General features: G+C 41.5%; 10 protein-coding genes and 1 pseudogene. 8 read left to right on the forward strand and 3 right to left on the reverse strand.

Annotated elements, in window-relative coordinates:
- Nucleotides 1-721: 721 nt before the first annotated feature.
- Entirely contained in the window at nt 722-1,369 is a 648-nt protein-coding gene (locus BUB11_RS10685) for a flavodoxin family protein (protein ID WP_073029758.1), read from the reverse strand.
- 400 nt (nt 1,370-1,769) lie between these two features.
- Between BUB11_RS10685 and BUB11_RS10690 the strand changes: the two genes are divergently transcribed.
- The 4 genes and pseudogenes from BUB11_RS10690 to BUB11_RS27020 all read left to right on the forward strand — a co-directional run bounded on the left by BUB11_RS10690 (nt 1,770) and on the right by BUB11_RS27020 (nt 5,522).
- Complete coding sequence (locus tag BUB11_RS10690) at nt 1,770-2,870, forward strand: metallophosphoesterase (protein WP_242947519.1); 1,101 nt, start codon at nt 1,770-1,772, stop codon at nt 2,868-2,870.
- A 177-nt stretch (nt 2,871-3,047) separates the two neighbouring features.
- Nucleotides 3,048-3,209 carry a hypothetical protein gene (locus tag BUB11_RS27540; RefSeq protein ID WP_159436930.1) on the forward strand — a complete coding sequence of 54 codons (162 nt, stop codon included), beginning with the start codon at nt 3,048-3,050 and terminating at the stop codon, nt 3,207-3,209.
- Between the two features lie 275 nt (nt 3,210-3,484).
- Nucleotides 3,485-5,008 (forward strand): annotated as a pseudogene (locus BUB11_RS10695) (phosphoenolpyruvate synthase); the annotation flags it as partial.
- Between the two features lie 178 nt (nt 5,009-5,186).
- Nucleotides 5,187-5,522, forward strand: a complete 336-nt coding sequence (locus tag BUB11_RS27020) for a hypothetical protein (RefSeq protein ID WP_143187605.1) — start codon at nt 5,187-5,189, stop codon at nt 5,520-5,522.
- 388 nt (nt 5,523-5,910) lie between these two features.
- Here the strand turns inward: BUB11_RS27020 and BUB11_RS10705 are convergent, their stop codons facing one another.
- Nucleotides 5,911-6,294 (reverse strand): hypothetical protein, encoded by a 384-nt coding sequence (locus BUB11_RS10705; RefSeq protein ID WP_073029760.1) that lies wholly within the window; start codon nt 6,292-6,294, stop codon nt 5,911-5,913.
- A gap of 892 nt (nt 6,295-7,186) precedes the next feature.
- On the opposite strand from BUB11_RS10705, the gene BUB11_RS10710 reads away from it, so the two are divergent.
- From BUB11_RS10710 to BUB11_RS10725, 4 genes are read left to right on the forward strand one after another with little or no spacing between them, the layout of a single operon-like run.
- On the forward strand, nt 7,187-8,344 hold the full coding sequence (locus BUB11_RS10710) for an efflux RND transporter periplasmic adaptor subunit (protein ID WP_073029761.1): 1,158 nt from the start codon (nt 7,187-7,189) through the stop codon (nt 8,342-8,344).
- Nucleotides 8,341-11,484 carry an efflux RND transporter permease subunit gene (locus BUB11_RS10715; RefSeq protein WP_073029762.1) on the forward strand — a complete coding sequence of 1,048 codons (3,144 nt, stop codon included), beginning with the start codon at nt 8,341-8,343 and terminating at the stop codon, nt 11,482-11,484. The genes BUB11_RS10710 and BUB11_RS10715 overlap by 4 nt, the downstream gene beginning before the upstream one ends.
- Before the next feature lie 38 nt (nt 11,485-11,522).
- Nucleotides 11,523-12,251: a response regulator transcription factor gene (locus BUB11_RS10720; protein ID WP_345788577.1), complete on the forward strand. Its 729-nt coding sequence runs from the start codon at nt 11,523-11,525 to the stop codon at nt 12,249-12,251.
- Between the two features lie 2 nt (nt 12,252-12,253).
- Nucleotides 12,254-13,594 (forward strand): sensor histidine kinase, encoded by a 1,341-nt coding sequence (locus BUB11_RS10725; RefSeq protein ID WP_073029763.1) that lies wholly within the window; start codon nt 12,254-12,256, stop codon nt 13,592-13,594.
- A 178-nt stretch (nt 13,595-13,772) separates the two neighbouring features.
- On the opposite strand, the gene BUB11_RS27545 is transcribed toward BUB11_RS10725, so the two are convergent.
- A complete protein-coding gene (locus BUB11_RS27545; RefSeq protein WP_159436931.1) occupies nt 13,773-13,949 on the reverse strand; it encodes a hypothetical protein in 177 nt (58 codons plus the stop codon).
- Between the last annotated feature and the right edge of the window lie 265 nt (nt 13,950-14,214).

A 14,214-nucleotide genomic window follows, 5' to 3' on the forward strand; every position in this document is an offset into this window, starting at 1 on the left:
TGAACGTGCAGAAGTCAGTTCGAGCCGTAGTATCGAAGAAATCTATAAAAGTAGACGGAGAAAAGGGCTCGACGGTTGAAATGAGACAGAGGTTGTTTACTTGAAACACGAGAATAGCAGTTGCTCGAAAGAGGTTACTTACTTGAAGATAGATTGGAAATCGAAAACAAACAGTAAGAACGCTTAGTGGAGATAGATAGGCAATACAAGGCACAAGCACATCTCATTATCAACTGAACCGCCGTGTACCGAACGGTATGCACGGCGGTGTGAGAGGACGGGGGTTAGTCACCCCCTCCTACTCGATTGTCATCCTTGCCACTTTATCTGGGGCGTCTTAAATTCGTCGGCGCCGACGAATTTGGAGAGTCGGGGTTCCACCCGTTCGGATCCACATTGCTGGAGTTTGCGTCGCAAGTCGCAATGTGGCGAAAGGCTCCCCTTCGCTACGAAGTGTTTCTTTGGGGCGGGTGGCTCGGCGATACTCATCCTACGCCGATTAGTATTCTTTGGGGATCGCGGCTTCGGCGAAACCCTCCACTGGAGGCTTTCGTCACAGGACACTATCGTGCCTTTCGTATCGCCAGGTAACAAGCGAAAAACTATCTCTTACGAGGTAGTTTTTCTGTGTTTTTAATACGGTATTAATTGACTATGTTGCGGTAATAGTCCGGCACACTTGCGACTAGGGTATAAGATTCCAAAGTAGAAATGATCGATTTTAAATGTTTGAGAGTCGAACCCCCATGTCAAAGGCGTTTTGACAATCAATTGGGAACTGCTCAGCTTTCACCTGGGATTTGTGTTTTACGTCGAACATGGATGCTTCATACTTAGAGTAATCTTCAAACTGATAGGTATCAGCGGAAATCATAAATTCAGAGGCTCCATTAAGTAATTGCAGCATAGTTTTGGTCTGTTGAAATAAAGCTTCATAGTTGACTTGTTGAATAAACTCCTTGGGAACATTCATGGTATAAATGAAACCAGAGGATAATTTCCCTGAGAAAACAGAGCGATGACCTTCATTATAGGAAAGGTTGGAGAATAACAAACGTTCTAAAAAAGAACGCATTAAACTGGTAACATTGCCAAAATAGATAGGTGACCCCAACAAGAGAACATCAGATTGCTGAACTTGTTCAAGCACTGCAGACAGGTCATCTTTCATAGCACAGTGTCCGACGAACTTCGAATTCTTTCTTTTACAAGCAAAACAACTGGTACAACCTTTAAAATTCAAGTCATATAAATCAATAGCTTCCGTTTGCGCTCCTACAGAGTTAGCTCCTTCAAGGGCCTTTTGCAATAATGTATCAGTATTCCAATTCTTTCGCGGACTGCCATTAACAGAAAGTACTTTTACCATTAGCTTATCGTCTCCTATAAGTTACTTAGTTTTGATTTGTTCCATGACATTTTCATTATAATGTCCAGGAGGAAATAAACAAGTACGCACATTTTTGTGCCTATGTATTAATTCAGTTAACACACTAGCTAAGTGCAGAGGGTTTAAAGCACCTGAACAGTGTTGCTTCTTCCAACAAGTGCCCTTGATAGAGGAAATTCTGAAAACCTGCGAGCAAGATACCGAGAGGGAATTCTAAGTGTAGAGAAAAAAGACCTATCTCAACTATGAACATTGAAACGGTTAGTGGCAGGGTTTAGTAGAAAAACGTAGAATAAGGTCTTTAGCAGAAAGTTAACAAATAAATGGAGGACGTATGTGGGGGTTCATATCAACCGCTTTTTTAGGAGTCTATTGTCTCATGAGCTTCTACCTAGGACGTAGAGGCTGGAAGATCGTTGGTAAGTCCATGAAAATTAGCCAAATAATTTATTGGATATTTCTAGGGTTGCTTATCCTTACGTTTCCTATAGCAGAAATGGCCCAGGATTGGCTGTCGCAAACACCAGAACTGTGGTTAACCATAGCTGGCTGGTACACGATGATAGCTGTGGTATACTTATGCCTTTTGCTGATTATCATTGATTCTCTTAGATTGCTTGATAGCCGCATTCGGATCGTCCCAAAGGTCATCAGGGATCACGATCAGACTCCGAAAGTTGTTGCTTCCTTAATCCTGATGCTGGTTACAATAATCCTTATCTATGGTTCTTGGAATGCACGCCACCCTGTTATAACCCGCTACGAGCTGGTGGTAGATAAAGAGGCAGGTTCGCTGGATCAACTCCGGATTGCGATGGTCTCAGATATTCACTACGGTGCAATCATCGATGCACCTCGTTTGACTAGAATGCTTGAAGCAATTAATAAACTTCAGCCGGATGTGATTGTAATGTCGGGGGATATTGTTGATGGAACAGTTGATCATGAAGATGCTCAAAAGCTAGTTGGGGTCTTAAAACAAATGCACGCTAAGTACGGGATATTCGTCGTTCCAGGTAATCATGACCGTTGGATACGTAGTGATGCTGATTTAGTGCATGAATTTCAGGAAGCGGGGGTAGAGGTTCTAAGAGATAGGCAATTAAAAGTAGGAGATAGTTTTTATATCATTGGCAGGGATGATCCAGGGTATCGTCGTGACCAAGGGCGTAAAGATTTAGAGGAATTAATGCAGGGGATAGACGCTGAACTGCCAGTGATTTTGTTAGATCATCAGCCCATTGACATAGAAGCAGCTGAAGAAAACCGAGTCGATCTTCAGCTATCTGGGCACACCCACAAGGGGCAAATATTCCCCAGTCATTTAATAACCAGCCATCTCTATGCTATAGACTGGGGTTTGCTTACCAAAGGCAGCTATCATTTAATTGTCTCCTCCGGTTATGGGACTTGGGGGCCACCGTTAAGAATTGGAACAAGCCCCGAAATCGTTGAAGTTTCGATCAAGTTCACAAAGTAAACGACAATTTACCTATGTTACCTCAGACCTGGTGGAAGTACCGGATTATGTATATCGACTACATGAAAATAGTCTACTTCCCTAAAGTAACGATTTCAAATCAAGCTCACTCATTGTGCCTATTACATAGTTTACATAATTATATAAAGCGATAAGCACGTTGATAGCCAGTTCAACGTGCTTATCGCTTTATATACAAGTGTCAGATGCGGCGGTTCAGTCTACAGCAAAGTACTTTTAACCTGGGATGAAGCTGTTCAATCCGGAGTACAAGTAGCTAGGGGCAAGGGCTGGAATTTGGGGAGACTAGCTCAGTATGTCTTAAAATTCCTAGCGTAGGGGTTCTTACTACCCGCGCCTACGAGCTATCAATACCTAAAACAAGGTCGTTAAAACTAGGTTTGTCACAATCATAACCGTATTAAACAGAACGGATCCGGAGATGAAAGAAAAATACAGGGCGACGATTTATGGGAAAGACAATGATATAACAAAAGGAAGGGTTTCCTACCCTCCCTTACATTGTTCGAACTATTTCAGGTCGCTAAATAACTGTTTTCATTTGCTTATAAAAGGATGTGCTTTGGCATCAGGTTAGCGTCTTTAAGGTTTGCATCTTTGTTGATGTTACACATACGCTGGCTTCCCCTGACAGCAGAAAAACGTTATTAAATACCATGGGAGAACACGATCCGCTCATGAAAGACGCACTCATGACCATAATAGAGCGAGGAGATTTCATAAAATCTTTACCAAATGATAAGCAAGAACAGAGTTCCGGTAAAAGCAATAAAAGTGTGTCGTCTGCGGATTCTCAAACACAAATCGAAAACGACCCGACAATCGTTTCTGATTTGATTAAGAGTAGTCAAACTTCGATAGAAGAGTTAAAACATAACATCCAAAGGTCATCAGGATCGGATTTATCTGATTTTATTCTGGAAGATATCCAGATATTAAAGAAGATTTTATTTGACCGACAAAGTTTTAGTGTGTTTATGGCTGCTATAGATGCTAGCGTCTGGATCAATGAAAACATGAACAAGTGGTTAGGTGAAAAAAACGTAGCAGACACGCTTTCTCAATCTGTACCAAACAATATTACTTCGGAAATGGGTCTGGACTTATTGGATGTCGCAGATGTGATTCGTCCTTATCCAGAAGTAATTGATTATTTACAGCATGTAAAAGATGATAACTTTTTGGAGAAAATAGTTAAGTTTGATGGTGGGCGTGTTACCCGAGACGCTATCCATGCCTATCTCAACATATACGGAATGCGCTGTGCCGGAGAAATCGATATTACTAAAACTCGTTGGAGCGAAAAACCAATTACACTTGTCCCCATGATTCTCAGTAACATCAAAAACCATGAGCCTAATGCTAGCAATCGGAAATTTGAGCAAGGGCGACTGGAAGCTTTGAAAAAAGAACAAGAGTTATTAGAGCGACTGAAGCAATTACCGGATGGTGAACAAAAAGCCAAAGAGACAAAACGAATGATTGACCTGGTCCGGAATTTCATCGGGTATCGTGAATATCCTAAATACGGCATGGTTAATCGATACTTCGTTTATAAACAGGCTTTACTGAAAGAAGCCGAACAACTTGTACAAGAGGGCGTTATTCATGAAAAAGAAGATATTTACTACCTCACTCTTGAAGAACTTCGCGAAGCTGTACGCACAAATAAACTGGATTACGAGATCATTTGCCTTCGAAAAGTCGAGTACAAATTATATGAAAAACTAACTCCCCCACGTGTTATCACGTCTGATGGTGAAACACTCTCCGGTAAGTACAAACGAGAAAATCTACCAGCCGAAGCTATTGTAGGTCTGCCTGTTTCTTCCGGAGTTATAGAGGGACGAGCACGTGTCATCTTAACCATGGAAGATGCTGACCTAGAAGATGGAGATATATTAGTCACCTTATTTACTGACCCTAGCTGGACAACATTGTTTGTATCCATAAAAGGCCTAGTCACAGAAGTGGGTGGATTGATGACCCATGGAGCAGTTATTGCCCGTGAATATGGCTTACCAGCAGTTATCGGAGTGGAAAATGCTACTAAACTGATAAAAGATGGGCAACGAATTCGCGTGCATGGAACAGAAGGGTATGTCGAAATATTGTAATTGATGAATACGTCCAGATTTAATTAGTAGCACAGGTAGCGGAAGGGGTTCGGCCCTGGAAGGATGGTGTGGAAGCTGTTGTCTGAGGAGATGATTAAAAATTGCCGGTTTTGAGGTCTGGCTAATCTAGATTAGTCTATCTCAAAACCGGCGAATTTTCAAACTGGAGGCTGTGAGTATGTCCGTTTATAGAATAACGCAATTATCGCAGAGCGAAGGAACGGATGAGTTAGCCGATCGTTATGATGCTGGTAATCAGCACTTTAGCCTCTACCACAGTCAGACCATTGATTTCACTGGTATTTGTACTGATTATAAAAATGTATCAAATTCGGAGGTTTTTAAGCTTTTTCAGACTTCTCTTTCTGTTAAAATTCAGAGAAAAGAGAGGTTTTTTGAGAAAATCCACTTTGAAAAACGTAAAATCAGTTTTTCTTTTTCTTTGGCCTCAAGTGGTTATCTATTTTCGAGGCCGCTTTTTTTAGTTTTCTTCGAACCCGAGTATAGATTCTAATTGTTCGTATGTCAGTGTGACCGATTAGCTCTTGAATGACTCTTAATCCTCGCCTTCTTTCAGGAGAATCGTAGCGAAAGTTTGGCGAAGAACATAAAGTTTTACATAAGGGATCATGCATTTAATTAAGCATACCTGAAATGAGCGGTAGAAGTTTCGGTACCCCAAGCTTCGTTTGCTAGGAGTTTAGCGAACCAACTGTATTGGATCCTTCTTCTTTCTCAAAGCCATGCTGGATAAAGTACCCATGGGACATATCGCACACCAGGTTTTAGATTTAAATATATTACTAATAATGAGCCCAATAATTGTTGTAGTAAACATCATTGAATAAACTCTAAATCCTAAATGTACTGCCCAATCCGGCATGAAACCAATATTTAGAAGGTTAGGCATATTCCAAGGAAGTTGGAAAGCCATTAAAAATTATTTTCTCTAAAGGATCTCTATTATCGAGATATACCATTAAAGTTGAAAAACATATCATCAACATATTGATCGAAAAGTAAATTAGCATTACTCGTTTTCCTGTGCCGTTTATCAACCATTTTGGAGCTTTACGGTGCGCCCCAATTCTTGCAGAGAGTCTTGTCAATAAATTCGACCGGGGACAGAAGCTTTGGCACCATGTTCTTCTATTATCTTTTATTACAAAAACAAATGGCATAATAAGACAGAGAAAACCGATCCAAGCGAAAATAATATTAAAAATGCCTAGGATAAAAAATGAGATAGTAAATAAGTACGAATATTTCATCCAAATCTGTTTCATAAAAATTCTCCTCTTTTTATTGTTTAACTCAGATACCCCCGCGGGTAGGGGGTTAGCATTAAGTATAGTGCGTTTGTAGTCGTTTGTAAATCGAGCCCTCATGTAAACTTAAAATAACCTAGCTAATTCTTAGTGTATAAACAATCTTCGCTAAAGAGTTTGAAAAAAGGGTTTTAAACTATAAAAAATTTGTTCGCCTTGCAATTGACTTATTGACAGTAAGTGTAGACTATAGACCTTTTGACCTTTTTTATTTTACAGGCATAATTTATAATTGAATTCAGTTTTATAATGCAGGGTTTTATATAGTGTAAGGTCGTCTCCACCAATCAAATCCTCGAATTAGGTGGAGATACATAACGAAAGTCTTGAGGCACTTCAATTTTGTACGCCTCAAGGCTTCTTTAGCAAATGCAGACTTCTGGTAATTTTTTCAGTAAACTTTCAGTTAATCTTCAGGCCTATTTCAGCCTAATATTGGATAATAACAATGTCTTCAGAAATTGGTGTTGAAAATAAATTAAGAACGAGTTGAATTTAGAATGAATTTAATTATCACTCTATTATTAGTGGGTATGATTCCTTCATTATTAAGAATGTTGCTATCTGCCGATTTGGACACAGAAAGTTAACCGTTAATTCGGGTTAATATACAGTACCTTCTTTTCATATTCACCTCCTTCACTCCCCTTCTAACGAAGGGATTTCTTTGTTTGTACAGTAAAGAAACAAAAAGCTGATCCAGTTGAATCAATCAACACATAGAAAAATGAGTAGGGTAAGGGTGGATTGAAATGCATGAATCTTGAGATAAGGTTTTCTATTTAAGAAAATATAAAGGTTTGTAAATTATAATTTTCATGATTGATAAACAAAGGGGAGGAATCATCGGGTGACTAATAAAAAAAGAGTCAATATTCTTCAGTGGGTAACAGTAATATTGGTGGGCTCATTATTGTTGATATCAGGATGCAGCCCTCAAATGCCTACTTCGGTAGCAGAATCAGCGATAACAGTAAATGTTGAGACTGCAGAGTCAAGAGATATTTATGGCAGTATCAGTTATAACGGTCGTTTGAAGGCAAGCAGAGAAGTTCAGGTACTTCCCCAGACTAGTGCGCGGATAATTTCGATAAATGTAAGTGAAGGTCAGGAAGTCGGAACTGGACAGACGTTGATGACTTTAGATAGCAGCAGCCTGCAAGCTTCTTTAAAAAGGGCGGAAGCTCAGGTAGCTTCTGCAAAGGCAAATCAGGTCAACAATCAGATCAAACTGGAAGCTGCAGGCAAGAGCTATGAACGCACTAAATCATTGTATGACGCAGAAGCAACAACCCAGGTGGAGTTGGAAAATGCTAAGGATGCCTATGATTTATTAAACTCAGGGTCTGTAGAAGCAGCCGTGGCCGAGGCCGAGGCTGCATTGCTAGCGGTTCAAGAGCAGATAGGTTATACCTCGGTTACTGCACCGGTGAGCGGATCTATCGGCAGAATTGATGCTTCCGTTGGGGATTATGTTAATACGTCTAATACGGTTGCTGTCATCAGTGACCCCCAAGAATTGAAGATCGAGATTATGGTTGGGGAGTCAGATATTTCGATAATGAAGCTAAATGCCAAAGTAGACGTGTATGTGAAGTCTGTAAATCCAGATTCATTAAGCGGTACAATCAGCAGTATTGCCTCAGTGCTTGCCGCTAACTCAAGCATGTATCCGGTTACTATTACCCTAGATAATGTAGATGGGGAAGCCAAATCAGGTATGTATGCTGAAGTTTCAATCGCTGCCAGCGGTGTCCAAAGTGCTCTTTGTATTCCACTGTCATCCATAATACCAGATAATGGGGTTAATGTAGTATACAGTGTAACTGAAATGAATGGGGAAATGCGTGCCGCTCGCGTGGAAGTTAAAACAGGCATAAATGATGGGGATTATGTGCAAATATTATCTGGATTAAAAGCAGGTGATAAAGTTGTCACTCTGGGCAATACACTGATTAGCGACGGATCATTACTGACCATTCAGAGTAAAGAGGGTGAGCAGTCATGATGGACAAAATCGCTAAATTTGCGGTAAACAGACCAGCAAGTATTACGATTTTAGCACTCGCCATAGTTTTGCTGGGCTTTATTAATCTATCTAAGCTCTCCATTGATGAGATGCCGGAGATGGAAATGCCTATGATAACTGTTATGACTACATATACAGGTGCCAGTCCAGAATCTGTTGAGGAAGAAGTAACTAAACCTTTAGAGTCTGCCCTAGTTAGCTTGAGCGACGTTGAGGACATCGAGTCCACATCCAGTTCTGGTTCATCTACGATTATGATAACCTTTAATTATGGTATAGATATGGATCAAGCCGCTCTCGATATCCGGGATAAAGTGGGGACGATTGAAAGCAAGCTTCCTGACGGAGCAGCTTCCCCAACTATCATGAAATTTGATTCTTCCTCGATGCCAATTATTCAGATCAGCTTATCCGGTGAAAACATGTCGCTGGCAAAGTTACAAGGCTTGGCAGAAGATACAATTGAACCTCGTTTATCACGTATATCTCAAGTCTCTTCAGTTTCCATAACAGGTGGGCAGGAACGGGAAATCCAAGTAGAGTTAGATGCTAATAAAATGGAAAGCTACGGATTAACATTAGAGGACATTAACGGGTTCATGCAAGCAGGAAACTTCGATATGTCAACGGGATCTCTTAGATATGGGAACCGCAAGTATTATGTTCGTACTATACAGGAGTATAATCGGGTTGCCGATATGGGCAATATTCCCATAACTGTAGGAGAGAGCACCATTTATCTGAGAGATATTGCCACTATTGAAGATACTACGGCGGATAGGACTATGTATACGAGGTTAAATGGCGAAACCTCAGTAGGGATATCCTGTCAAAAGGAATCGGGCTCTAATACGGTTGATGCCTGTACAGCTATTAAGAATGAAATTGAGGAAATTAGCCAAGAATTGGGTGGCGAGCTGCATTACGAGATAATTTCAGATCAATCTGAAAGTATTCAGGAGTCTATTGATTCCACTAAACGCATGTTGTACGAAGGAGCTGTACTGGCAGCAGTAGTATTGGTGATGTTCCTGCGCAGGTGGCGCAGTACCATGATTGTCTTTATATCCATCCCCTTGTCTCTAATTGCAACCTTTACCGGAATGTATTTTCTCGGTTATACGGTCAATACCATAACCCTAGGCGGTTTAGCTATGGGGATTGGTAGAATCATCGATGATTCAATTGTGGTTTATGAAAATATTCACCGCCATCGAGCCTTGGGTCTTTCCATGAAGGAAGCAGCTATTTTGGGAGCGAAGGAAGTCGGTGGAGCGGTTCTGGCATCTACCCTTACGCTGTTTGCAGTTTTTATCCCGATGATGACAGTCGAAGGAATGGCCGGAATGATGTTTAAACCCTTGGCAGCGACTATATGTATAGCCATCGCTTGTTCCTTTGTTGTAGCGATAGCTGTAGTCCCTATGCTTTCATCACGCTTTCTGAGCAATAAGGTCATCAAGGCAGTTGATCCGACTAAGCGCAAAAATATATTTGCCCGAATGGTCAATGTTTTTGGCGATGCGATAGATAATTTAGGTGAAAAATACAAAGTTGTTCTAGCTTGGTCGTTAGAGCACCGCCGCAGAGTGCTTATTACCGTAGGAGTACTTATGGCAGCCTCACTGCTGACGGTAACCTCTATCGGGATGGAGTTTTTCCCTTCCTCGGAATCTAATGAAATATCGATCAGTATTGAAACTGATAGAGGGTCTTCCCTCGATGATACTGATGCCATCATAGGTCAGATTGAAGATATTTTATTTCAAGTTCCGGAAATGAAGGATGTCTACACAACGGTAGGCAGCAGTGGGTCGAGGATGTCTAGGAGCAGCAGCAATAATAAGGCCAGTATCACTGCCACCCTTGCAGACGAAACAGAAAAGGGCAGAAGCACTGACCAAATCATGGAGGAATTAAGAAAATCAGTAGCCTCAGTCCCAGGAGCCAAAATCGAAATAACTAAAAATACGACCATGGGCGGTATGGCTGGCGACGACATCAGCGTCGAGATCGAAGGAGATGATCTGGATACTCTGAAAGAGATTTCAATTAAGGTGGCCGATATAGTAAGAGGGGTTTCCGGAGCCCGCAATGTAAGCAATTCATTGACAGATGGAGAACCGGAAGTGAAGGTATTCATTGACGAGGACAAAGCTTCTATGTACGGTCTGACGCCGGTTGCTATTGCCTCGGAAGTAGAAAATGTGATGAATGGCCTAGAGGCCTTCACCTATAGTGATAATGGTGAGGATATTACGGTTGCACTTGGGTATAAAGAGGCTGTTGAGGATCTGGAAGATCTAAAGAAATTGACCTTAACTAATGCAAAAGGTGATAATATTAAGTTGTCCGATCTGGCCTCTTTTGAGCTGGGTCGGGCACCGGCCGAGATCAATCGTGTTGATCAGGTTCGCCAGGCCACGGTCACTGGGGATATCTATGGACGGGATAATAATAGCGTTAACCAGGAAATTAGAACCCGGACAGCCGAGATAGACCTGCCTGAAGGGTATAGCATTAGCTTCGGTGGTGCTAATCGGCAAATGCAGGAAAGCTTTTCGGGCCTGCTTATGGCCCTGGTGTTAGCGATTATTATGGTGTATGTGGTCATGGTTGTACAGTATGAATCTTTCTTTGATCCCTTTATAATCATGTTTACCATGCCTACAGCTATCATCGGAGCCATTTTATCGCTGGCGATAACAGGCAAATCTTTGAGTGTAAGCTCATTCCTGGGGATTATTATGCTGATGGGGATTGTAGTTGCTAATGCCATCGTGTTAATTGATTACCTGAAACAGCTTCGTGACAGAGGGATGGGGAAGAACGAAGCGATTATCGAAGCGGGCCGGGTAAGACTAAGGCCTATATTGATGACTTCACTAAGCACTGTATTGGCTATGCTTCCCTTGGCAGCTGGATTAGGGGAGGAGGCCTCAACTATGGCACCTATGGCAACAGTTGTTGTCGGAGGTCTTTTGGTGTCTACTGTCCTGACACTAGTCTTGGTGCCGGTCGTATATAGTATTTTTGATGATTGGAGAACTAAAGTAATGTGCAAGTTCTCCGGAAATAAGGATGAGCTTGTTCTGGGCAATAATTCGATAAACAGCTAAAGAGGATACAGCAGGAATTTGATAGGGAGCTTTCACCTTTGACAGAAAAAGCGCATTGTGTCAAGGCGAAAGTTCTATCAATAATTGAGGTGGCGGTCATGCGAGTATTGATAATCGAAGATGAAGAGCGGATAAGCGCGGCAATAGCTCATACTCTTAAGCAGAAGAATTATGAAGTGGATTGTGTCGAAGACGGAAACGATGGTTTAATGCTGGCGGAAAAAGGAATCTACGATATTATCATATTAGATATTATGATTCCGGGCAAAAGTGGTTTGGAACTATTGAAAGAATTGCGCAACCGCGGAATAACAACTCCGGTATTGCTTTTAACTGCTCTGGATTCGATTACCGACCGCGTTTCCGGTCTGGATCTGGGTGCTGACGATTATCTCGGAAAACCCTTTTCGATGGCAGAGCTTATGGCCAGAATAAGGGCCTTATCACGCAGAATCCAGTCTGTCTATATCAGTAAAGTGTTATGCCTGGGTAATATGAGCCTGGATGCAGACAGCCTTACACTTAACCTTGATAAGGAGGAAATTAAGCTCACCTATAGAGAGGTCCAGTTTATGGAGATGCTCATGCGAAGGCCAGGCATGGTCTTCACCCGTGAACAAATAATCGATAAAATATGGGGCTACGATAATACGGTAAACGACAATAACATAGAAATATATGTTCATTATCTTAGGAAAAAAATAGGTAATGCCAGTCATGTTATTGCCACGGTGAGGGGAATTGGCTACACCCTGGAAGCGAGGTAATTATGATTAGAGAACTGCGCAAAATGCGAATGAGATTAAATATTTATTATACCTTGATGTTAGTGTTGTTTATTTCTTTGTTCGTGGGCATTGCTTATTTTAATGTGCATTATACCAACAAGATGACGACTGATCGGGATTTGAAAGTAAAGGCAGCCTTGGTAAGAGATCTTAACATTTTACCGGAATTTGATGACAAACCGCCGAACAATGGCAATATTCCACTGGATGAAGAATATATTGACCCCTTGTTTAAATATATCTTGCGGAATGAAACTATGGATATAACTCAATCTACTATCCAAAATCAGGCTCTTTTTCAGGAAAGTCAGGAATTTGCACGACAGAGCTGGCTGGACCAAGAAGAGCGCTGGGATATCATCAGTTTGCAAGGAACTGATTATCGAATCTTTTCGACGCCTTTTCATGACAACGAGGAAAATGGAGTTGTACAGACTTATTGTAATCTCACAATGATCAATAAGTTTATCAGCAAGTTCACTAACCTTTTGATAGCAACCGGTGTGGCATCTATTGTGGTAGCGGCTTTACTTGGCTGGTGGCTGGCCGGTCGGGCTATGATGCCGGTCAGGCATGCCTGGCAGCGGCAGAGAGAATTTATTGCCGATGTTTCACATGAACTGAGAACCCCGCTTACAGTGGTACAAAGTAACCTAGATGTCGCGTTAGCAGACCAGGACAGCAGTATTAAAGATAATATAGATTGGCTGCAAAATGCTTACAGTGAAACCGAGAATATGGGTAAGCTGATCAATAACTTGTTGTTTATCGCCCGAATTGATGCGCGCGAAATTAAGTTTAAACATAGCGAATTTAATTTGTCGGATCTTTTGACTCAACTTGTCTCTCGTTTTGAGCCTCTGTTTCGGAGTAAGAACCTAATATTCACAGCGGCTATAGCGCCTGAGGTGTTAATGCATAGCGATGAAGTCTTGATAAGACAGATGGTCAGCATCTTCCTTGATAATGCATCTAAATATACACTGGCAGGCGGAACCGTTAGCTTGAAAATGGGCTGCATACAAAATGTAATTGAAATTTCAGTGACAGATAGCGGAATAGGGATTGATAATTCTGAGAAAGAAAAGATTTTTAGGAGATTTTACAGGATTGATAAAGCCCGTTCGCGAAAACAAGGTGGAACAGGTCTAGGTTTAGCGATTGCTGCCTGGATTGCTAGTGAACATAGGGGACAAATTCAAGTATTCAGCAAACTTGGAGAAGGCAGCGCTTTTAAAGTTCATTTCCCTAATTCAACCACCTTTAATGACCCACAAACAGAAATAAAATACATAGGATTCATGGGAGGAAGGTTGAGATGAGCTATGCAATTGAGAAAAAAGTCAAAATTTCTTAAGCCAATGAGGATTCTTCCTAGCAGAAAGGAATCTCCAGGTTTGCTTAAAATCTCGAGGGGTATGGTAAGTAAAATAGGAAAGTAATGGTGAAAAGGGGGGAACGCACATAGAGCAATACAGCCGGACCGTCCAACTGTGGAAGTCATACAAAATATTGTCTGCCGTCGAGCTGGACAAATACCTTGACAGCTTCCGTATCCTGTTTGCGTTCCATTCCGGAAAGATTGAAAACGTCGGAACGTATTTTGAGCCGGCATTTATTGTCGTTCCGCGTAGGTTCCATGACCCTTCGCGAAACGACAAGTTTCGCCGAGCTCATACAATACAACCCCTCACCGCTATTCAAAGTGAATACTCTATGTTTAGGGCCTTTCTGATCTGACAATTCCGGTGGAGCAGCTGAGTTTGCCGAAGCCTGCGGTGACCAGGTTTTTTATTACCGAGAATGAAATCAACGGACTATGCTTTCCCTTCGATTGACAGGCGTATTGCATGTCTTTGCGTTAAGAAAAATGAAGCAAGTGACTTTAGCTCACTCGCTTCATTTTTTTGGCCCTTGATAATACATATAGTTCACTCATTCC

Source organism: Desulfosporosinus lacus DSM 15449, assembly GCF_900129935.1.
GTDB classification, from domain to species: domain Bacteria; phylum Bacillota; class Desulfitobacteriia; order Desulfitobacteriales; family Desulfitobacteriaceae; genus Desulfosporosinus; species Desulfosporosinus lacus.

What these genes read in the sequence shown, in the direction of transcription:
- BUB11_RS27020 (WP_143187605.1), top strand. Translation starts at nt 5,187, where the DNA reads ATGTCCGTTTATAGAATAACGCAATTATCGCAGAGCGAAGGAACGGAT.
- BUB11_RS10705 (WP_073029760.1), bottom strand. Translation starts at nt 6,294, where the DNA reads ATGAAACAGATTTGGATGAAATATTCGTACTTATTTACTATCTCATTT.
- BUB11_RS10690 (WP_242947519.1), top strand. Translation starts at nt 1,770, where the DNA reads ATGAGCTTCTACCTAGGACGTAGAGGCTGGAAGATCGTTGGTAAGTCC.
- BUB11_RS10685 (WP_073029758.1), bottom strand. Translation starts at nt 1,369, where the DNA reads ATGGTAAAAGTACTTTCTGTTAATGGCAGTCCGCGAAAGAATTGGAAT.
- BUB11_RS27545 (WP_159436931.1), bottom strand. Translation starts at nt 13,949, where the DNA reads ATGAGCTCGGCGAAACTTGTCGTTTCGCGAAGGGTCATGGAACCTACG.
- BUB11_RS10715 (WP_073029762.1), top strand. Translation starts at nt 8,341, where the DNA reads ATGATGGACAAAATCGCTAAATTTGCGGTAAACAGACCAGCAAGTATT.
- BUB11_RS10725 (WP_073029763.1), top strand. Translation starts at nt 12,254, where the DNA reads ATGATTAGAGAACTGCGCAAAATGCGAATGAGATTAAATATTTATTAT.